Source organism: Acidobacteriota bacterium (assembly GCA_034211275.1).
Lineage (GTDB): Bacteria > Acidobacteriota > Thermoanaerobaculia > Multivoradales > JAHZIX01 > JAGQSE01.
The window spans coordinates 1-19,533 of the sequence record JAXHTF010000128.1 but is presented as its reverse complement, the minus strand read 5'-3'; the positions used below and the strand labels follow the sequence as shown (position 1 = coordinate 19,533).

Below are 19,533 nucleotides of genomic sequence, written 5' to 3'. Positions count from 1 at the left end.
CCGGGCTGCCCCTGGACTTGCTCGAAGCGGAGCAGAGTCTGAGCCAGCAGATCGACGACCAGCGGCTGCGGATTCAGGAGTTGGACTTGGAGCTGCGGGAGCTGCGGGCTCGGCTGGAGGAGGATTCGGTGCTGCTGGCGCCCTACACCGGCCGGGTGGTGGAGCTGATGGTGGGCCTGGGAGACGTGGTTTCGGAGGGCAGCTCGGTGATGACCCTGGAGGCGGTGTCGGAAGAGCTGGTGGCGGTGCTCTTCGTCTCCGCCGCCGACGGCAAACGGGTGCGCGAGGGGATGACCGCCCGCATTACTCCCAGCACGGTGCGGGAGGAAGAATTCGGCTACATGGTGGGGCGGGTGCAGCGGGTGGCGGAGTTCCCCAGCACCGCCCGGGGCATGGTCCGGCTGCTGGCCAACGAGGATCTGGTGAGCCGGCTGATGGAGGAGGGGCCGCCGATCCAGATCGAGGTGACGTTGGAGCGCGATCGGGCAACCCCCACCGGCTATCGCTGGTCGTCCTCCCGGGGGCCGGACCTGGAAATCAGCAGCGGCACCCTGGCCAACGGCAGCGTGGTGGTGCGCCGGGATCGGCCCATCCGGCTGGTGCTGCCCAAGCTGCGCTCGGATTTGGGTCTATGAATGGGATGTCTATGAGCGGGTGTCGATGAAAGGAGAGCTCTCAGCGCGCCTGCGGAGATGGTGGCGGCGCCGACCGTGGGCCGGGCGGGCCGGAACCCCAACGGTGCTGCAGATGGAGGCGGTGGAGTGCGGCGCCGCCGCGTTGGGGATCATCCTCGCCTACCACGGCCGCTGGGTCTCCCTGGAGGAGTTGCGCCTCGCCTGCGGCGTGTCCCGGGACGGCAGCAAGGCGAGCAATATGGTCAAGGCGGCCCGCTCCTACGGCTTGGTGGCCAAGGGCTTTAAGAAAGAACCGGCGGCGCTGCGAGCCCTGCCGATGCCGGTAATTCTGCATTGGAATTTCAACCACTTCCTGGTGCTGGAGGGGATTCAGGACGGCAAGGTCTATCTCAACGATCCCAGCACCGGCCCCCGCACCGTCACCGAGGAGGAGCTGGATCAGAGCTTCACCGGGGTTGTGCTGACCTTCGAGCCGGGGCCGGAGTTCCGCCGTGAGGGCTCGCCGCCGCGGCTCTTGCCGGCGCTGCGCAAGAGGCTTCAGGGCGCCGGGGCGGGATTGGTCTTCGTCTTCCTGGCGGGGCTGGCCTTGGTGATCCCGGGGCTGGCGGCGCCGGTCTACTCCAAGGTCTTCATCGACAGCGTCCTCCTCGACCAGCATCTGGCTTGGCTGCAGCCCCTGCTCCTGCTGCTGGGAGCCACGGCGCTGCTCCTGGGAGGACTGACCTGGTTGCAGCAGGAATATCTCCTACGCCTGGAGACGCGTATGGCGCTGGTGTCCTCGGCTCGCTTCCTGTGGCACGTGCTGCGGCTGCCGGCGGAGTTCTTCAGTCAGCGCTTCGCCGGCGACATCAGCTCCCGGGTGGGGATCAACGACCGGGTGGCTCAGCTGCTTTCCCGGGACCTGGCCACCAACACCCTGGGGCTGCTGACGGTGGTCTTCTACGTCGTCCTGATGGCGCGCTACGACCTGCTGCTCACCGTCGTGGGCGTGGCGGTGGTCTCCTTCAACGGGCTGGCGCTACGGCTGGTCTCCCGGCGCCGGGTGGACGCCAGCCGGCGGCTCTTGCAGGAGCGGGGAAAGCTCCAGGGCACCGCCCTCAACGGTCTGGAGATGATCGAGACCATCAAGGCCACCGCCGGCGAGTCGGACTTCTTCGCCCGCTGGGCCGGCTACCAGAGCAAGGTGGTCAACATCCGCCAGGAGCTGGAACGCTACACCCACGCACTCAACGCCGTGCCGCCACTGCTCATCTCCCTCAACGCCGCGGTGATCCTGGGGGTCGGCGGCCTGCGGGTGATCCAGGGCAATCTGTCCTTGGGTGGTCTGCTGGCCTTCCAGCTCTTGATGGCCGCCTTCGTGGCGCCGGTGAACCAATTGGTCAATCTCGGCGGCCGGCTGCAGACTGCTCAAGGGGACCTGGCGCGGCTCGACGACGTCCTGCGCTACCGCACCCAGCGGGAGCTGGCGCCGACCCGGCCGGAGGACGAGGAGCTGCCCGCCGAGGCGCCGGTGCGGCTCCAGGGGCGGTTGGCGGTGGAGGAGTTGACCTTCGGCTACAGCCGCCTGGCGCCGCCGCTGCTGGAGGACTTCCATCTACACCTGGAGCCGGGGCAGCGGGTGGCGCTGGTGGGAGGGTCCGGCAGCGGCAAATCCACCGTGGCACGGCTGGTCACCGGCCTGATGGAGCCGTGGTCCGGCAGGGTGCTCTTCGACGGGCGGCCGGCGGGGGAGATCCCGCGGCGGGTTCTGCGGCGCTCCCTGGCGGCGGTGGATCAGGATATTTTTCTTTTCGAGGGCACGGTGCGGGACAACCTCACCCTGTGGGACGAGACCGTCCCCCTGCCGGACGTCATCGCCGCCGCCCGGGACGCCTGCATCCACGACGTGGTGGCGGCACGGGCCGGCGGTTACGACAGCCCGGTGCAGGAGGACGGCGCCAACTTCAGCGGCGGCCAACGCCAGCGGCTCGAGATCGCCCGCGCCCTGGTCACCAACCCCTCGCTGCTGGTCCTCGACGAAGCCACCAGCGCCCTCGACACCGCCACCGAGGAAGAGATCGACCGCAACCTGCGCCGCCGAGGCTGCACCTGCCTCATCGTCGCCCACCGCCTGAGCACCATCCGTGACGCCGACGAGATCATCGTGCTCGAAGCAGGCAAGGGCGTGCAGCGGGGGACCCACGATCAGCTCAAGGACGAGGGCGGACCCTACGCTCGTCTGATTCATGATGAGTGATCCCCCGGGCTCTGGCTACGAGGGCTCTCCAACGGGCGAGTCGGGCTCCCTGGGGCTTCGCCTGGGGGAGTTGGTGGAGAGCGGAGACGCCGAAGCTCGGAAACCCCAGCAGCCGGTGCGGCTCGAAGGGCGGGGAGCCTGGAGCGTCGAAGCCGGCACGGTGGAGCTCTTCGCCACCGAGAAGACGGCGGAGGGAAGCGGCTCCCGGCGCCACCTGGGGACTCTCGGCCCGGGTCAGCTTTTCTTTGCCTGCGGCGGCGCAACAGGAACAGGCCAGGGGGTCGGCGAGCCTTCGACCCAGCTGCTGGCGGTACCCGCCCGGGGCAGCCGATGGATCCGAGTTCCGCGGCCAAGCCTCAAGCAGCTGGCCCGGGATGTTCAGACGGTGGAGGAGCTGAGCGCCGCCGTCGAGCATTGGGTCGACCTGCTGGTGCGGGCGGTGGCGCCCCCCAACCCGCCCCAGCGCTACCAGGAGCTGCGGCCCGGCACCGGCGTTGACCTCGATGCAGAGCACCGATACGGACGGCCAACGACGGCCGTGGTGTGGGTGCGCCACGTCACCGGGAACTCCCGCTACCTAGGCCTGGAGGACTTTCTCCTCGAGCCCCGCTCCTACCTGACGCCGGTACCGGAGATGGGCTGGCTGGAGATGCCAGTCTCCGAAGAACTAGCTTCAGACGCGGCGGATTCGCAGCAAGAGAGGGCCGATGTCGCAGAGGAAGCCACCGACGACGCTACCGCCGGTCCAAGAGCCGAGCTCTCCTGCGTCGGAACTCTCTCCCTGCTCCAGAGCGGCGGCCTTTGGGAGAGCCTGGAGGCCTTCCATGGTCTCTATCTGCGACTCTTGAAGCGGGACCGTCACCGCCGCTGGTCAGCGGATCGGGCGCGCCTGGAGCGGCAGGCGGCGCTGGATCTCCAGGCCACTCAACGTGCTGCGGTGCAGCTGGCGAGCACCCTCGACCCTCGAGGTGTGGCGCTGCCGGTGCCGGCGGTGCAGGGAGGAGGGTCGGAGCTGCTCTCCGTCTGCCGAAGGGTCGGCGAGACCCTGGGGCTGAAATTCCCCGCGCCGCCGGAGCTCGGCATCGAAGAGAAGAAAACCGTCACGCTGGATCGTCTCTGTCAGGTGGCGCGGGTGCGCCACCGCCGGGTGATCCTGCGGGAAGGCTGGTGGAATCAGGACAACGGGCCGCTGCTGGGATTCCTTCGCCGGCCCGAGGGCGAGAGCGGCCCCGCCCGTCCCGTGGCGCTGCTTCCTCACCGCGGCGGCTATCAGCTCTGGGATCCCTGGGAGGGAGGGCTGGAGCCGGTGGACGAAGCGGCGGACGAGGCCCTCGAGGGAGCGGGCTATATGTTCTACCCCAAGCTGCCGGAGCGCGCCGTAGGCTGGCGGGATCTGGCGGCGTTGGGGCTGCGGGGCAGCTGGCGGGACCTGTGGATCATCCTCGCCACCGGTGCCGCCGGGGGCCTGCTGGCGGTGCTGCTGCCCATCGTCACTGCCCAGATCGTCGGCAACGCCATCCCCGAGGCGGATCACTCTCGGCTGCTCCAGATGGTGCTGGCGCTAGGGGTGGCGGCGGTGGCGGCGGCGTGCTTCCAGATCACCCGCAGCTTTGCCGTGCTGCACACCAGCGGTCGCCTCGAGGGCTGGCTGCAGAGCGCGGTGTGGGATCGTCTTCTCTCGCTGCCGGTCTCCTTCTTCCGCCGCTACACCGTCGGCGATCTGGCGGTGCGCTCCCTGGGCATCGAGACCATCCGGGCGATGATCACCGGCAACGTGCTGACCTCCGCCCTGAGCGCGGTCTTCTCGGTCTTCAGCTTCGCCATTCTCTTCTACTACAGCTGGCGGCTGGCGCTGGCGGCCACCGGGATGGTGCTCCTGCTGCTCTTGGTGAGCGTCTTCCTCTCGGTGCTCCAGCTGCGCCGCCAGCGAGTGGTGCTGAAGCTCCAGGGACGGCTGGAGAGCGTGGTCTTCAGTCTCATCCGCGGCATCTCCAAACTACGCATCGCCGGCGCTGAGGCGCGGGCCTTCGCCCGCTGGGCGGAGGGCTTCTCCGACCAACGCCGGGAGACCATCCGAGCCCGCCGGCTGGCCATCGCCCAGGCGGTGTTCAGCGCTATCTACGGCCTGGGCTCGACGTTGGTGATCTTCGCCGTGGTGGGGATCTCCATGCAGGCTCAGATGCCGGTGCACGAGCTGCTGGCCTTCAACGCCGCCTTCGGTCAATTCCAGGCGGCGGCCCTGGGGGCTATCTCCACCATTTCCGGGCTGCTGGCGGTGGTGCCCACCTACGAGCGCCTCAAACCGATCCTCGACGCCGCCCCGGAGGTGGACGAGCTCAAGATCCCCGCCGGCGAGCTCCTGGGGGGCGTGGAGCTCAACCAGGTGACCTTCCGCTACCAGCGGGACAGCCCGCCGATTCTGGACGGTGTGTCGCTGCACGCCGATCCGGGGGAGTTCATCGCCCTGGTGGGCCCCTCCGGCGCCGGCAAATCCACCTGCCTGCGCCTGCTCCTGGGCTTTGAGCAGCCGGAGGCGGGCTCCATCTACTTCGACGGCCAGGATCTGGCCTCCTTGGAGATCCAATCGGTGCGCCGGCAGATCGGCGTCGTGCTCCAAGACGCCAAACCCATGACCGGCACCATCCTGAGCAATATCGTCGGCAACGCGCCGCTGGGTCAGGATCGCGCCTGGGAGGCGGCGCGCATGGCCGGCCTGGCGGAGGATATTCGCGCCATGCCCATGGGGATGGAGACCGTGGTGAGCGAGGGCGCCGGCACCTTCTCCGGCGGGCAGAAGCAGCGCCTGATCATCGCCCGGGCGCTGGTCCAGCGGCCCCGCCTGCTCTTCTTCGACGAGGCCACCAGCGCTCTGGACAACCGCACCCAGGAGATCGTCAGCCAAAGCCTGGCCCAGCTCAAGGCCACCCGCATCGTGGTGGCTCACCGCTTGAGCACCATTCGCCACGCCGACCGCATCTATGTTCTCGACCGCGGGCGGGTGGCGGAGCAGGGGAGCTATGACGAGCTGGTGGCGGCCGGCGGCCTCTTCTATCGCCTGGCCCGCCGGCAGATGGTATGAGCTCTCGGGATCCTCTGTCTCACTCAGTCTCGGGCCTGGTCTCGCTCTCGGCCCTGGCCCGGCAATAGATTAGGATGGATATGAGTTTCGAGTCTTCTGATCTGCGCTGATGGTGTGATATCCGATGCAATGCCCCCGATGTAGCTTCGAGAATCCCCCCAAGAGCCGCTTCTGCGGCCAATGCGGCTCCGGCCTCGAAGTCGTTTGTCCGGCCTGTGGCTCCTCCTGCGATCCGACGTTCAGATTCTGCAATCACTGCGGGACCTCCCTCATCGTCAGTGGCTCAGTTCCCGACTCCAGTGCGGAGGAAGGGCAGAAGGAGCCGGCGCCGGCGCCGGCATCGCCCCCACCGGCGCAGCATTCGACTCCAGAAGCTCCGGCGGCTGGAGATGCCAGGGCAAAGACTGCCTCCGGGGAACGGAAGCGCGCCGCGGTGCTCTTCTGCGAGCTGCTCTTCGGTGAGGTCGGAGAGAGCGCCTCGCCGGAGAGCGAGCACGGCGCTCTGCAGAGCTTCCTGCGCATCGCCCGGGCGGAGCTGGAGCCCTACGAAGCCTGGATCCAGCCGATCCCCGGCAAGGGACTCAGCGCCTTCTTCGGTGCCCCGGTGAGCCTGGAGGACTATCCCCAGCGCTGCGTGCTGGCGGCATTGGCCCTCCACGGAGCGATGACCGGAGAATCGTCCCTTCGCGGAGCCCGGGTGCGCATGGGGCTCGACGTGGGGAGCGTGGTGGTGGGGCAGGGGGAGACCACCATCGTTGGAGCCCCGACCCGCCGCGCCGAGCATCTGCAGTCCATCGCCCGCGGAGGGGAAATGTTGATCAGTGCCGAGCTGGCCGAGCTGGTGGACTCCCTGGTGGAGACCGAAGCATTCTCCGACGACGAGCTGGCGGAGGGCCGCTGGCGTTCGCCCTCGGGTTCCCCGCCGCCTTTGCGCCTGCTACGACTGCGATCTGAGGCTCGGCCGCAGAGTGGAGATGATCGGTCGTCGGCCGGGACCTTCGTCGGCCGGCGTCACGAGCTGGAAACCCTCCAACAGCTCGCCCGCCAGGCCGCTGCCGGCCATGGGCAGGTGGTAGGCATTGCGGGATCCGGTGGGGTGGGGAAGTCCCGCCTGCTGCAAGAGTTTGCGGTCGAGATGGCGCAGCACGAGGCGCTGCACCTGCGCAGCGAGTGCTCGGCCTATGGCACCCAGATCCCCTATCTGCCGCTGGTGCCTTTGGTTCGCCAAGGCTTGGGAGCGGCGGAGGCTCCGGCCAGCGAGTCCGAGCTCGCCGGGCTGCTGGAGCGTCGAGGGATCGGAGATCCCGAGACGGTGGATTCCACGGCCCGGTTCCTGGCAGTCCTGCTCAGACTGCCCGGGGCGCGGGCAGCGGTCGGCGGAATGGAGCCCTTCGTCATCCAACAGAAGATCTTCGAGGCTGTGCGCACGCTGCTCCTGGCCTTGAGCCGGCAACGCTTCCTGGTGCTCGAGATCGAGGATCTGCATTGGATCGATGCCACTTCGGAAGAGCTACTCGCCTCGCTGGTAGAGCGCCTGTCGGCGGCGCCGGTGCTGCTGCTGCTGAGCTACCGCCCCGGTTACCGCCCCCGCTGGTCCCACCTTTCTTACAGCACGCAGATCGCCCTGCGGCGGCTAGGGGAGGAAGAGAGCCGGGAGATCGTCGACCGTCTCATCGAGCACGATGCGGAGGCCCGGTCGCCGGAGGTCTCCAAGCTCCTCGCCAAGGCGGACGGCAACCCCCTCTTCCTCATCGAGCTGGCGCGCTCGCTGCGCCAGTCAGCAAAGCAGGGCCAGTCAGCAAAGCAGAGCCAGTCAGCAAAGCTGAGCCAGTCAGCAAAGCAGGGCCAGTCAGCAAAGCAGGACCAGTCCGAGAAGCCAGCCAAGGGCCGGGACGAGCCGCTGCCGGATACCCTCCAGGGCCTACTCATGAGCCGGGTCGACCGCTTGCCGGCGCGACACAAGGATCTGCTGCGCACCGCGTCGGCGCTTGGGGAGCAGATCGATGTCGACCTTCTCCAGCGCCTTTGGCGGCGAGCGGACGACCTGGCACCGCTGCTCGACGAGCTCCAACGGCAGGAATTCCTCGCCCAGGTACCCGGCGGCCAGCGGGACAGCTACGTCTTCCAGCATGCGCTGATGCAGGAAGTGGTCTACGAGAGCCAGCTCGAAGAAGAGCGACGGCGTCTCCACCAACTGGCGGGAGCAACGCTGGAGGAACTCTACGCCGAGCGTCTGGAAACAGTCTATGATCGCCTGGTCTACCACTTCCCCCGCGCCGGCGACCCGGACAAGACGGTGTATTACCTCAGCCGGCTGGCGGCTCAGGCAGTGGAGAGCTACGCTCATCCCGAGGCGGCGGCGGCCCTGCGGGAGGCGGTGGCCCAGGCCGAGAACCTGTCGCAAGATCGGAACCGGCGAGCCCTCGAGCTGGTGCTTCAGCTCTGCGCCTCCCTTTTTCCCCTGGCCCGCTTCGGCGAGACTCTCGAGCTCCTGGAAGCCCACCAGCCGAGGTTGGAGACGGTCGAGAATCGAGGTCTGGAGGCGGGCTTCTACTTCTGGCTCGCCCACACCCACAGCTATCTGGGCCACAGCGAGGCCGCCGTGGAAAATGCTCACGCGGCGATCCGAGCGGCCCAGGAGAGCGGCGATCAAGCCATCGAGGCCAAGGCCTCCTACGTTCTGGGCCGGAATGGCTTCTGGTCCGGAAACTTCGCCTCCGGCGCCGAGCACAGTCAGCGGGCCGTGGTGCTTCTGGAGCGCACCGGCGAAGCGTGGTGGCAAGGCCAGGCCCATTGGGTAGCGGGCTTCAATCGCTTCGCCCTCGGCGAGGTCGAGGCGGCCCTGGACGAGCTCCAGCGAGCCCAGCGCATCGGTGAGGCCTTGGACGACTACCGGGTCGATTCTTCCTGGAGCATCGGCTACATGCGGGCTGCGCTGGGGGACGTGGAAGCAGGCTTGGAAGCTTGCCGACGGGGTCTGGCGAGCTCTCAAGACCCTCTCAACACCGCCGCTGCCCAGGGCTTCCTCGGCTTCGCGCACCTGCGCAAAGGCGACTTCGCCAAGGCGCGGCGTCGGCTCACGGAGGCGGTGGCGCGCATGGAAGAGGCCGGCATGTCGCAGCTCCAGGGCTGGTTCTGCGCCTACCTGGCGGAGGCGCTGCTGGCTGCAGGAGAGCCCGAGGCGGCCGCCGAGATGGCCCAACAAGCCATCGAGACTGCCTCCTCCGTCGGCTTCCCATTCGGCGAAGCCATCGCCCTCCGCTCCCTGGCCACGGTCCGGATGGCCCAGGAACAGCAGGAGGAAGCCAAAGAGCTCCTCCAGCGCGCCCTGGAGATGTACCGTCAGCTGGGTGCACGATTCAAATTAGGCCGAACCCTCCTGGAGCTCGCCCAACTCTTCCACCGGACGGGCCAGAGCCTGAAGGCCGAGCAGGCGGCAGAAGAGGCGCGCACGCTCTTCGCAGAGCTGTCCTTACCCCAATTCTTGGCGAAGGCGGAAGAGTTTCAGCGGGAGCTGGCGGCAAGCCCCGCGCCCTCGGGCCAAGGTGTCACCAGCAGGTAGAGCTTGGCCGCCGCTGGCCTCCGCGGATCCAGCACCAGCTTGACATGGCTGACCGCCCGGGCCAGGTGGGTAAAGGGCTCGTACCCCTCGAGCCGCTCCGACCCCGTCCACCCCAATGCCACCTCCCGCTGCTCGGCGGTGCACAGCCCCCGGGCCTCCAACCGGTCGAAAAGCCGCTCCCACCCCGGCTCCCGACCCGGGATGTGTTCGTAGGACAGCTCCACGCCGATGCGCTCTCCTACGCCTTCGGGGGTCCAGTCGATGGCCAGATGGGTCTTCTCGATCCCATCGAGCAGCTCTTCCTCGGCCTCAACTAGCTGCGCTCCGCCAGGGGTCTCCAGCTGTCTCAGAAGCTCCTGGAGGTCGGAGCCTCTGATGCCGAAGATCTCCAGCCGCAGAGGGTTCGCGGGTCGGGCATGCATGGAGCCGAGGAAGGCGACGTGCCCACCGGCGTTGGCGATCTGATCGAGAACGCCGATCAGGCCTTCAGAAGCCAGGCTGGGGCCGGCGCCCAGGAGCTGGAGAAGCTTCGGTAGTTGCTCGCGGAAGGGGAATTTCTTGCTCAGGCGAGCGTAAACGGAGGGCCGGTAGGAAGGTGAGGTCGGCGAGTCGAAGGCCAGCCAGAGCTCTCGCACCTTCACAGGCGGCGGCTCGGCCAGCGTTGGGGGCAGATCGATGGTGGGTGGGTTGAAGTCGGGGAGCCGAGATGGAAGCAGCCGGCAGGAGAGGTCGACGGCACCGGGAAAGAGCGATCCTCGTCCCGGCCAGAGACGCAGCTCGAAGGCGAGCATGGACTCCAGCGGCAGGAACTCGGTGAGGTCGGCGATCCGAGCCCAGGAGGGGCTGGAAACAAGGGGGGAGGGGAGCCGGACCAGGCGCAGCCAATGGCCAGTGCTCGGGCGCGTAGAGAAAATCGAGGGAGACAAGAATCCTCTTGGACGCTCGGAGTGCCCGGCCGTCATCCGTAGCGGTTGGCCCTTAGAAGGAAACTCTCTCAGCCGCCAGTGGTGCTGCCGTCATCGCCGCCATCACCCCCACCTTCACCGGTCCAGCCACCGGCGACCTGGTCCAGGTCGTCGTCGGTGAGCTCGTCGGTGGAGGGGGGCGAGGATTCTGTGCGGTTCTGAGCTTCGTCTGACATGAGCTTTTCCTCAGTCTGATTTTTTGTGGTCGAGCCATCTTTCAGCATAACGCCTCAAGCCTCATCAAACTCATCTTGCCTTCCTATGCAGCATAAGCCGTAGACAGCAAAATAGCACATTTGCCAGTGCGGTAGAACTCGCTTAGGCCCTAGTAGATCTCCCGTCAGAGGGATGAGGGGTGGTCAGCCAAATTCTGAGGCCATCAGAGCATGGTCGGCGGCACCAACCTCGGTCTTCTCGGCGTGGTCAGATTCATGCAACAACGGCCTGCAGCACGCGCGGTGCCGCGAGGGAAAGTACCGAGGGTAGTTGGTCGGGATGGGTCAGGCGCAGGAGTTGATAGCCGATGCCGGCGAGGCCGGTCATGAAGCCGGGCGTTTCCACGCCCATGGGCACACCGCACATCCAGCCGTGCTCTTCAGAACTTGCAAGAATCACTGCTGTGATGTGCTCCACCTGCGACTGTAGCTCCGCGTCGTCGAGCACCCGGCCCGCCTCGAAGAGCAGCTCCAGGTTGCCCAAGTCACCGTGGCAAAGGCTGTGGTTTCCACCGAACCCCTGGTGACGAGTCGTTGTCAGGGCGACCGCGAGTTCGGCGCGCGTTTCTGGGGTATCCAGAAAGGGTAGCATCGCCAGCCGGGCCAAGCCGATGCCGGGCGCACCGTGGCACCAGGCGGTCATAAAGCTCTGCTTGTCGACCGCTTCCTGGAAGCTCTTCTTTTCGCGTAGGTCGTACCAGTTGGCGCGGGACTCCGAGAACAGGGTGCGCTCGTAGCGCAAGGCCTCGTGGGCGGCCTCTGCGTAAGGGGCGTGATCACAAGCATCCGCCAGGGCTAGGAGTACCAGGGCATAGCCCGAGCTGCCGTGGGAGAAGCCGCCCAGGGCCAGGCCGCCCTCCTCGCACCAACCCAGGCCCCGCTCCATAGGACGAGCCTGGGTTAGAAGGTGATCGGCGCAGAGGCGAGCGATGTCCAACAAGCGCTCTGATTCCGTGAGCCGGTGCAGTGCCAGTAGGGCCATGATCGCGCCTGCGGCACCACCGATGACATCGTCGGCCGGACAGGAATCCAGATGCTCGGGAAGGGCCTCCGCCAAGGTTTTTGCCTCCGCTGACAGCCCCGCGTCCTGCCATAGTGCCCCCAGATGGGAATAGCAGTAAATCACTCCACCCAGACCGCTAAGGCCCAGCAGGGGAACCTCATCCACCTCCTCGGTAGGGATTCGGTCCCGTAAGCTCTCCAGCCCCCGATGCGCTAGATCCGTGTAACTGACTTCACCGGCAATCTGGCCCAGATAGGCCAGGAAGAGGATTATGCCTGGCAGGCCATTGTAGAAGTCCCAGTCCGCGGGACGCAGGCTCCAATGGCGGTCGCCCACCATGTTGAGGCACATCCAATCCGCCTTGTCGCCATCGACGAAAGCCAGATCTACCAGACGATCCCCTATCCTCTGGGCCGCCGCCGCCAGGGTCTCGTGCGTTGTCGCCGGTGGGTCTGCAACCGGCTCATAAGAACCCCAGCTCAGATGACCCTCACCCATGCCGAGCGCAGTCAATGAGCCCCGAATCAGCCGCCGCTGCCACTCCATGTCCCGGGCATCCATGGCTTCGATCCGCGCACGCACCGCATCCATCGGACAGCACTCGAGAAAGTCAGAGACCGGCACTCCGGGCGCACTGAATAGGTCGCGGCTTCCCGGCCGCGTGGTGAAGAGCGGTACGTCGTTACAGGCCAGATCACGCTTCTCGTGGGCGACCAGGTGCGAGATTGTCTTGTTCTTCAGCGTGCCCAACCAGAGCCGATCCAGGAAGCGCTCGCGGTCCAGCGCGTCGCGCAATAGAATCGGGTGTGTCGCCTCGACCAGCATGCGCGTATAGACATTGGTGGGTCGCAGGATCACACGCACCTCGTCTTCGGCGAAGGCGGCCAGCGGTGAGTTCGGTCCGAGCAACGCCTCGCGTTGGTCGATCAGACATTGGTACATGCGCACGAAACCCGACTCGATCTGATCGCTGTAATCCAGCACGCGGATCGGTTCCTTGCCCAACCGGGGTAGGTTCTCGCGGGCCTTGAGCGGAATACGCTTGCGCACCACCTTCATCTCGTCGGTGCCCTCATTGTCCCAACGCACGATAGGCACCGGGCTCAATTGCTGACGGGTATGGCCCAGACCGCTGCCATCGTAGTCTTCCTGCTTGCTCTGACGAGGCAACATACCGATGCGCAGTACTGAAAAAGCAATAAAATAGCCGATGCCCCGGCGCTTCTCAGCGGGTATGTCCTCCAGCAGGCGCGGCTGGAAAAGAGATTCCAGGTCCACCAGAACGGGGTGCTCGCCCGAGGCAATTAGGTTCTCAGAATGGAAGTCGTTGGCTTCCAGGGCATAGAGCAGGGCCAGGTAGGCGCCCTGGCGCAGATAGAAACGTGTCAGCTGCTCGGTGGTGTCGCAGCCTTTGTGCTCGGCAAACTCGACCCAACCTCGATCCTCGCGATCAAGCACAACAAGTGGGCGAAAATCGGGCAGGTCACTGCGCGCGTTGAGCCAGGTCAGCAGCTTCTGAAAATGGCGCTCCACCGCTAGGGAACGAGGCTTGTAGATCAGTCTGTCGTCCGACTGAAAGCGTAGACTGATCACCGTGCGACCGCCCCGGTGGGTGTCACCCTCGCCCATGGTCAGCTCGGCCAGTGGGCCTGGGGACTGGCCATCGAAGAAGGTTGTCTGGATATCGGCCCAATCACGACTGAGGTGGGTGAGAAACTCCAAGCAGGCCCGCTTCCAGTAATCGACCATACGCAACAGGTTACGAGCTAGCACCGGGTACTCCGCGAATAGGCGTGCTCGCACATCCGTGCGCTCGAGGGAAGCGACAAAACAGGCAAAGCGTTCCTCGCCCGTCTCACCGCTGAGCTCCTGGCGCAAACGAGCCACGTTGATCTCGTGGATCAGCGTGCGCGTCATGGCATTGAGCATCGGCCGGGGCAGAAACAGACTCATGGTCCTAGCGATTGACTTGGGGTTGAAGGGCAGGTCGTCATGAGCGCGGGCCAGTGCGTCGATGCCCGCCTGCAGCTCGTGATAACCCATAGCATAGAGGGGCCGTACCAAGTTGAAAAAGCCGCCCGTCGCCCCAAAGCGGTCGAGGTCGGGATCCGGCGGTTCGGGCAGGCCCGCATCGGGTGCGTAAGCTCCGGCGAAACGCGTCATCCAGGACGGCATCTCACCCGCCCGCGCCGCCAGACTCTCCGCCGACTCGCCCAGCAACGTGCGGAATCCCGCTTCATCCAAGCCATCGTCAGCCAGCCGCGCCGCCAGAATCTCCTTATCTTCGAAAGGTCGCGTGGCGCGCCACTTGTTCAGCCTCGCTTCGCCCCGGGCCTCGTCAATGTCCCGCACCGCGGGAGGACGATCAAGCGGTGTTCGCTCCTCCAGGTTCAGGGCCAGGAAGTAATTCGGGGTGTGAAAGGGTTTGGCGGTCATGGCGCTCTGCCTGGCGGTTTCTTACTTACAGACTTACAGAGAAGCGCCACGCACCCCGGCAAGGCGGGGTGCGTGGCTTGTGTGGTGTCAAGCACAGAGGCTCAGCAACGATGCGCTTGATAACTTACTGGGCCTCAGCAGCAACCGGAAGTACCGCCTTCGCAGGATCCGGTATCCTCAGTATCGCCACAGCAGCCAGAGGTACCATTGTGGTTCGTGCCCGCGATGATGGCGGTGCCACCGGAGGCATTTTCCAGATCGGAATCATCCAGCTCGACATCACCGGCGGGACCGGTAGCTTCCCCTTCTTTCCAGGACTTGATCTGTTCTTCGCTGTCTTTCTGAGCCATCTTCTTCTCCTTATGTCGATACAAGGTTGATTGAGGCTGCCCCCTGGGGGGGGGGGCAGATTTTGCTCGTCTTAGTTAAAAGGACTACGCACCCCGAGAATGCCAAGGTACGCGGTCCATGGGACAGCAAGCATGGCGACTCAGCACCGCCACACTCTGCAGCCTAACTAATGACGGGAGTGTCATCGCAGCAACCGGAGGTACCGCCCTCGCAGGAACCAGTGCCCTCGGTGTTGCCACAGCAGCCCGAGGTGCCGTTGTGATTCGTGCCTTCAAGTACGCCACCGGAGGCGTTCTCCAGATCGGAATCATCCAACTCGATGTCACCGGCGGGACCGGTGGCTTCCCCCTCTTTCCAGGACTTGATCTGTTCTTCTTTGTCTTTACGGGTCATAGCTTCTCCCTTCTCTAGATACAGGGTTGAGGTTTCCGCAACTCCCGTGGAGCGGGGCTCGATCACGGTCTAGGCCGAAGCCGAGCGCGAAGGGAGTTGCGATGGTGAGATCGATGCTCTAGAGAGCACCGTTTGATAGGCCGCAAAACGTGCCGAAGGGTCTTGCGGTCACCGCGCATCGGGAACTCAACGAGCCGGACGACACGAGGATTTTTGGGTAGCACACCGGAAGCGCTCCTTTGGCTGGATCGGTAACAGGAGAATCCGATAATTCAAAGATGCATCGAACTGAGGATAAGAGTATCTTAATTTCATAACATGCAGTTTATAGCATTATCGTTGTTCTGGTGTCAAACGGTTTGCGGGTGCCCCTCCGATAGAAGCTCCTTGTGGGGGCCTTTTCAGGATTCGCTCTGTACTTCGCTAGGATTCAGCGAGGTCAATGTCAATGGACAAGATTTAGCTTCGCGTTGGGCGCGAGGAGGGACAAAGAAGGTGGCAGAAGCTTTGAGGGCAGCTCCTACTGTCAAGACTTCACAGCTTACTTTCCTCCCGCCCCAAACCTGCTACCATTCCAAAGGCCGCGCCTCCGCGGCCTTCCTCATGATTTTCGCCTTGCGGATCACTTGGACGAGGGAGCGGACGGAAGGAAGACTCTACGGCCGGGGTGCCTGACGAGGTGCCGGTGGCCGGTTGACCAGGAAGGATACGAGACCATGCAGATCGAATTGACCGAGGAGCAGCAGCTGCTCAAGGACGAGGTGCGGCGCTTTGCGGAAGAGGTGGTGAAGCCGCGGGCGAAGGAGATTGACGAGAGTGGGGAGTTCCCGAAGGACTTCTTCCATCAGGCCGGGGAGATGGGCCTGACCGGCGTCTACGTGCCCGAGGAATGGGGTGGGTCGGGGATGGACATGGTCTCCTACTGCCTGGTGATCGAGGAGATCAGCCGGGTGTGCGCTTCCAGCGGCGTGATCCTGTCGGTGAACAACTCGCTGGTCTGCGATCCGGTGCTGCGCTTCGGCAACGACGCGCAGAAGGAGCAATTCCTCAAGCCCATGGCCAGCGGCGAGAAGTTGGGCTGCTTCGCCCTCACCGAGCCCGGCGCCGGTTCCGACGCGGCGGCGTTGCGGACGACGGCGAAGAAGGATGGGGATGACTACATCCTCAACGGCAACAAGGTCTTCATCACCAACGGCACCGACGCCGATATCGCACTGGTCTTCGCCACCGTCGACCCGGAGAAAAGGCACAAGGGCATCACTGCCTTCTTGGTGCCGGCGGATACCGAGGGGTATAGCCACGGCGGCCACGAGTTCAAGCTCGGGGTCAACGCCTCCGGCACTACCGAGCTGGCCTTCGAGGACATGCGGGTTCCCGCCGCCTGGCGTTTGGGTGAGGAGGGTGAGGGCTTCAAGGTCGCCATGGGCACCCTCGACGGGGGCCGGGTGGGCATCGCGGCGCAGGCCGTGGGCATCGCTCAAGGGGCCTTCGAGGAGGCGGTGACCTACGCCAAAGAGCGCGAGCAATTCGGCCACTCGCTGAGCGACTTCCAGGCCATTCAGTTCTACCTGGCGGACATGGCCACCGAGCTCGATGCCGCCCGGCTGCTGACCTGGAAGGCTGCCTGGGCCAAGACCAACCAGCGGCGCTACACCCTGGAGGCGGCCCACGCCAAGCTGTACGCGGCGGAGATGGCCCAGCGGGTGACCAACAAGGCGCTGCAGATCCACGGCGGCTACGGCTACACCAAGGATTACAACGTCGAGCGCTACTTCCGCGACGCCCGCATCACCGAGATCTACGAGGGCACCAGCGAGATCCACCGCATGGTGATCTCCGACTGGGTGCTCAACAAGAGCTGAGGAGGGACCATGACCGAGGTCCTGGAAGCAGCGGAGCCGGGGATTGACTTCTCCTTCTCCGAAGATCAGGAGCTGATCCGCGAGCAGGTGCGGCGCTTCGCCGAGGAGCGCATCCAGCCCGGCGAGCGGCAGCGCGACGTCGACCACGAGTTCCCCGAAGAGATCATCACCGAGCTCGGCGAGCTGGGGATGCTGGGGATGATGGTGCCGGAGGAGTACGGCGGTGCCGGGCTCGATCCGCTGACCTACTGCATGGCGGTGGAGGAGCTGGCGCGGGTCTCGCCGTCGGTGTCGGTGACCATGAGCGTCACCAACTCGGTGTGCTGCTGGCCGCTGGCCCAATTCGCCACCGAGGAGGTCAAGAGCACCATCCTCGAGGAGCTAGCCTCCGGCGAGTGCATCGGCGGCTTCGGCCTCACCGAGCCGGGTTCCGGCAGCGACGCCGGCGCCATGCGCACCACCGCTCGCAAGGACGGCGACTCCTGGGTGCTGGACGGCGAGAAGGCGTGGATCACCAACGCCGGATTCGCGCGCTACTTCGTCGTGCTGGCCAAGACCGATCCGGAGGCGGGGAAGCGGGGCATCAGCGCCTTCGTGGTGCCCGCTGACGCCGAGGGTTTCAGCGTCGGTACGCCGGAGGAGAAGCTGGGCCTGCGCTCGTCGCGCACCGCGCCCATCTATCTCACCGGCGTGCGAATCCCCGACCACTACCTGGTGGGGAAGCTGAACAAGGGGATGAACGTCGCCCTGGCGACCCTCGACCATTCCCGGCTGGGCATCGCCGCCCAATCCGTGGGCATCCACCAGAGGGCCCTGGAGCTGGCAGTGGAATACGCCAAGGAGCGGGTGCAATTCGACGTACCCATCGCGAAGCATCAGGCGATTCAGTTTTCCATCGCCAACATCGCCACCGAGCTGGCGGCGGCGCGCACCCTGACCCAGTATGCCGCCAGCCTGCCGGAGGGCAGCTCCCGGGCTGGACGCTTAGCCTCCGAGGCCAAGGTCTACGCCAGCGAGGCCGCCAACCGGGCCACCGCCGCGGCATTGCAGATCCACGGCGGCAACGGTTTCTGTGAAGAGTACGAGATCGCCCGTCTATACCGCGACGTGCGCGTGACCACCATTTACGAGGGCACCAGCGAGATGCAGCGGCTGGTCATCGCCCGTCACCTACTCCGAGACTGATCCGCCGCTCCCTCAGTCGGACTCAGGGTTTTGGAGCGGGGAGGAGTCCATCGTGAGCTCTCGTCCCACAACCGACGAACACCCGAGCTATGGCGGCTCGGGCTATGAACACTGGCGCCGCAAGGTCGAGAAGGCCCTGGGCGGTGCCGACGTTCACCGCGCCCTAGCTACTCGTACCCTCGAGGGACTCACCGTCGAGCCCCTCTACACCGCCGAGAACAGCCACTCCGGAACGCTGCCGGGCCGTCAATCCCTCACCGGTCATTGGCGCACGGTTCAGCAGCTGTTGGGGCCGTCGGCGGAGCAGGTCTCCCAAGCTCTGGAGGCCACTGCCGGCCGGGGCCTGGACGGCGTCTGGCTGCGCTTCGATCAGGCGTTCCGCCAGGGACTGGATCCGGTGGCGGCGGCGAAGGAGCGGTGCTGCGACGAGGTGGGTTGGGACGGTGCGGCGATCCACCGACTCGGGGATCTAGAGCAGGCCCTCGCCGGCGTCGACCTCGCAAACCAGCGGGTGTACCTGGAGCCGGGGGCGGGGACGTTGGCGGCTGCAGCGGCGTTGCGGGCGCTGGCGAAGCGCCGCGGCGTAGCGGAGGAAGAGCTGAGTGGCTGCTTGGGTGCGGATGCGCTGGGGACCTTGGCTGCCGAAGGCCGGCTGCCGGGATCCCTTGGCGAGGCGGCGGGACAGTTGCGGGAGCTGGCGTCTTGGACCAGCTCCACGAGCTCCAGCCCTGAGAACCCCCGCCTGCGAGCGGCGCTGGTCTCGACCCGGCCCTACCACGACGCCGGAGCCTCGGCGGTGGAGGAGCTGGCCTACGCTCTGGCCACCGGCACCGACTATCTGCGCTGGCTGGTGGACGAAGGCTCTTTGGATATCGACCGGGCGGCGGGGCAAATCCTCTTCCAGCTCTCCGTCGGCAGCGATCTCTTTCTCGAGATCGCCAAGTTGCGTGCCGCTCGCCGGCTTTGGACCCGGGTAGTCGAGGCGGCTGGGGGAACCGTCGCCGATGGGGAAAGTGAAACTCTGCGGATAGAGCTCCACGCCCAGACCTCTTGGCGCGAGCTTTCCCTCCTCGATCCCCAGGTCAACCTGGTGCGGGGCACCACCGCCGGCTTCGCCGCCGCTGCCGGAGGAGCCGACAGCCTGACGATCCTGCCCTACGACGCCGCGGCCGGCGGCGCTCCGTCGGCGCGGGCAGAGCGGCTGGCCCTCAACACCCAGTTGATCCTGCGGGAGGAGAGCTACCTGGATCGGGTGGAGGATGCCGCCGGGGGAAGCTGGTATTTGGAGCAGCTCACCGACGATCTCGCGCGGGCGGCCTGGGCGCTCTTCCAGGAGGTAGAAGCGGCCGGCGGGATGGCCGAGTGTCTGCGAGGTGGCCGAGTGGAGGCGCGGCTGGAAGAAGCCGCCGGCCAACGACACAAGGCGGTGGCCACGCGGCGCAAGCCGCTGGTAGGGGCCAGCGAATTCGCTACGGCCGAGGCTCCGGTGGCGGTGCCGGCGGGCTGGTCCGGCGCTCGGGCTCTGGTCGAAGAGCTGCGGAGGGCGCCGCCCCCGTCGAAGCCCCCGTCGTCGAAGGCGCCTTCGAAGACGCCGGCCCAGAGCGACACCAC

At 66.0% G+C, this 19,533-nt stretch carries 12 protein-coding genes; 7 read left to right on the top strand and 5 right to left on the bottom strand.

Annotation, left to right across the window (positions count from 1 at the left end; genetic code table 11):
- The 4 genes from SX243_17655 to SX243_17640 form a co-directional block, all read left to right on the top strand.
- Positions 1-635, top strand: a 635-nt coding sequence (locus tag SX243_17655; protein ID MDY7094801.1) for an NHLP bacteriocin system secretion protein, incomplete at its 5' end; no start/stop codon positions are given.
- Positions 636-660: 25 nt separating this feature from the next.
- Positions 661-2,871: an NHLP family bacteriocin export ABC transporter peptidase/permease/ATPase subunit gene (locus tag SX243_17650; protein MDY7094800.1), complete on the top strand. Its 2,211-nt coding sequence runs from the start codon at positions 661-663 to the stop codon at positions 2,869-2,871.
- Entirely contained in the window at positions 2,861-5,950 is a 3,090-nt protein-coding gene (locus SX243_17645; GenBank protein MDY7094799.1) for an NHLP bacteriocin export ABC transporter permease/ATPase subunit, read from the top strand. Before SX243_17650 ends, SX243_17645 begins: the two co-directional genes overlap by 11 nt.
- Before the next feature lie 124 nt (positions 5,951-6,074).
- Positions 6,075-9,512 (top strand): AAA family ATPase, encoded by a 3,438-nt coding sequence (locus tag SX243_17640; GenBank protein ID MDY7094798.1) that lies wholly within the window; start codon positions 6,075-6,077, stop codon positions 9,510-9,512.
- On the opposite strand, the gene SX243_17635 is transcribed toward SX243_17640, so the two are convergent.
- The 5 genes from SX243_17635 to SX243_17615 form a co-directional block, all read right to left on the bottom strand.
- Complete coding sequence (locus SX243_17635; GenBank protein MDY7094797.1) at positions 9,455-10,438, bottom strand: hypothetical protein; 984 nt, start codon at positions 10,436-10,438, stop codon at positions 9,455-9,457. The genes SX243_17640 and SX243_17635 overlap by 58 nt on opposite strands.
- A gap of 68 nt (positions 10,439-10,506) precedes the next feature.
- Entirely contained in the window at positions 10,507-10,653 is a 147-nt protein-coding gene (locus tag SX243_17630; GenBank protein ID MDY7094796.1) for a hypothetical protein, read from the bottom strand.
- A 253-nt stretch (positions 10,654-10,906) separates the two neighbouring features.
- The gene (locus SX243_17625) at positions 10,907-14,131 is read right to left on the bottom strand and encodes a type 2 lanthipeptide synthetase LanM family protein (GenBank protein ID MDY7094795.1); all 3,225 of its coding nucleotides are present in this window, start codon (positions 14,129-14,131) and stop codon (positions 10,907-10,909) included.
- 134 nt (positions 14,132-14,265) lie between these two features.
- The gene (locus SX243_17620) at positions 14,266-14,481 is read right to left on the bottom strand and encodes a hypothetical protein (GenBank protein ID MDY7094794.1); all 216 of its coding nucleotides are present in this window, start codon (positions 14,479-14,481) and stop codon (positions 14,266-14,268) included.
- A 163-nt stretch (positions 14,482-14,644) separates the two neighbouring features.
- Complete coding sequence (locus SX243_17615) at positions 14,645-14,875, bottom strand: hypothetical protein (protein MDY7094793.1); 231 nt, start codon at positions 14,873-14,875, stop codon at positions 14,645-14,647.
- Positions 14,876-15,591: 716 nt separating this feature from the next.
- Between SX243_17615 and SX243_17610 the strand changes: the two genes are divergently transcribed.
- The 3 genes from SX243_17610 to SX243_17600 all read left to right on the top strand — a co-directional run.
- Positions 15,592-16,737: an acyl-CoA dehydrogenase gene (locus tag SX243_17610; protein MDY7094792.1), complete on the top strand. Its 1,146-nt coding sequence runs from the start codon at positions 15,592-15,594 to the stop codon at positions 16,735-16,737.
- Between the two features lie 9 nt (positions 16,738-16,746).
- The gene (locus SX243_17605) at positions 16,747-17,922 is read left to right on the top strand and encodes an acyl-CoA dehydrogenase family protein (GenBank protein MDY7094791.1); all 1,176 of its coding nucleotides are present in this window, start codon (positions 16,747-16,749) and stop codon (positions 17,920-17,922) included.
- Between the two features lie 52 nt (positions 17,923-17,974).
- Positions 17,975-19,533 (top strand): methylmalonyl-CoA mutase family protein (locus tag SX243_17600; protein ID MDY7094790.1); only part of this gene is annotated, 1,559 nt, incomplete at its 3' end.

What these genes read in the sequence shown, in the direction of transcription:
- SX243_17650 (MDY7094800.1), top strand. Translation starts at nt 661, where the DNA reads ATGAAAGGAGAGCTCTCAGCGCGCCTGCGGAGATGGTGGCGGCGCCGA.
- SX243_17645 (MDY7094799.1), top strand. Translation starts at nt 2,861, where the DNA reads ATGATGAGTGATCCCCCGGGCTCTGGCTACGAGGGCTCTCCAACGGGC.
- SX243_17640 (MDY7094798.1), top strand. Translation starts at nt 6,075, where the DNA reads ATGCAATGCCCCCGATGTAGCTTCGAGAATCCCCCCAAGAGCCGCTTC.
- SX243_17630 (MDY7094796.1), bottom strand. Translation starts at nt 10,653, where the DNA reads ATGTCAGACGAAGCTCAGAACCGCACAGAATCCTCGCCCCCCTCCACC.
- SX243_17625 (MDY7094795.1), bottom strand. Translation starts at nt 14,131, where the DNA reads ATGACCGCCAAACCCTTTCACACCCCGAATTACTTCCTGGCCCTGAAC.
- SX243_17620 (MDY7094794.1), bottom strand. Translation starts at nt 14,481, where the DNA reads ATGGCTCAGAAAGACAGCGAAGAACAGATCAAGTCCTGGAAAGAAGGG.
- SX243_17615 (MDY7094793.1), bottom strand. Translation starts at nt 14,875, where the DNA reads ATGACCCGTAAAGACAAAGAAGAACAGATCAAGTCCTGGAAAGAGGGG.
- SX243_17610 (MDY7094792.1), top strand. Translation starts at nt 15,592, where the DNA reads ATGCAGATCGAATTGACCGAGGAGCAGCAGCTGCTCAAGGACGAGGTG.
- SX243_17605 (MDY7094791.1), top strand. Translation starts at nt 16,747, where the DNA reads ATGACCGAGGTCCTGGAAGCAGCGGAGCCGGGGATTGACTTCTCCTTC.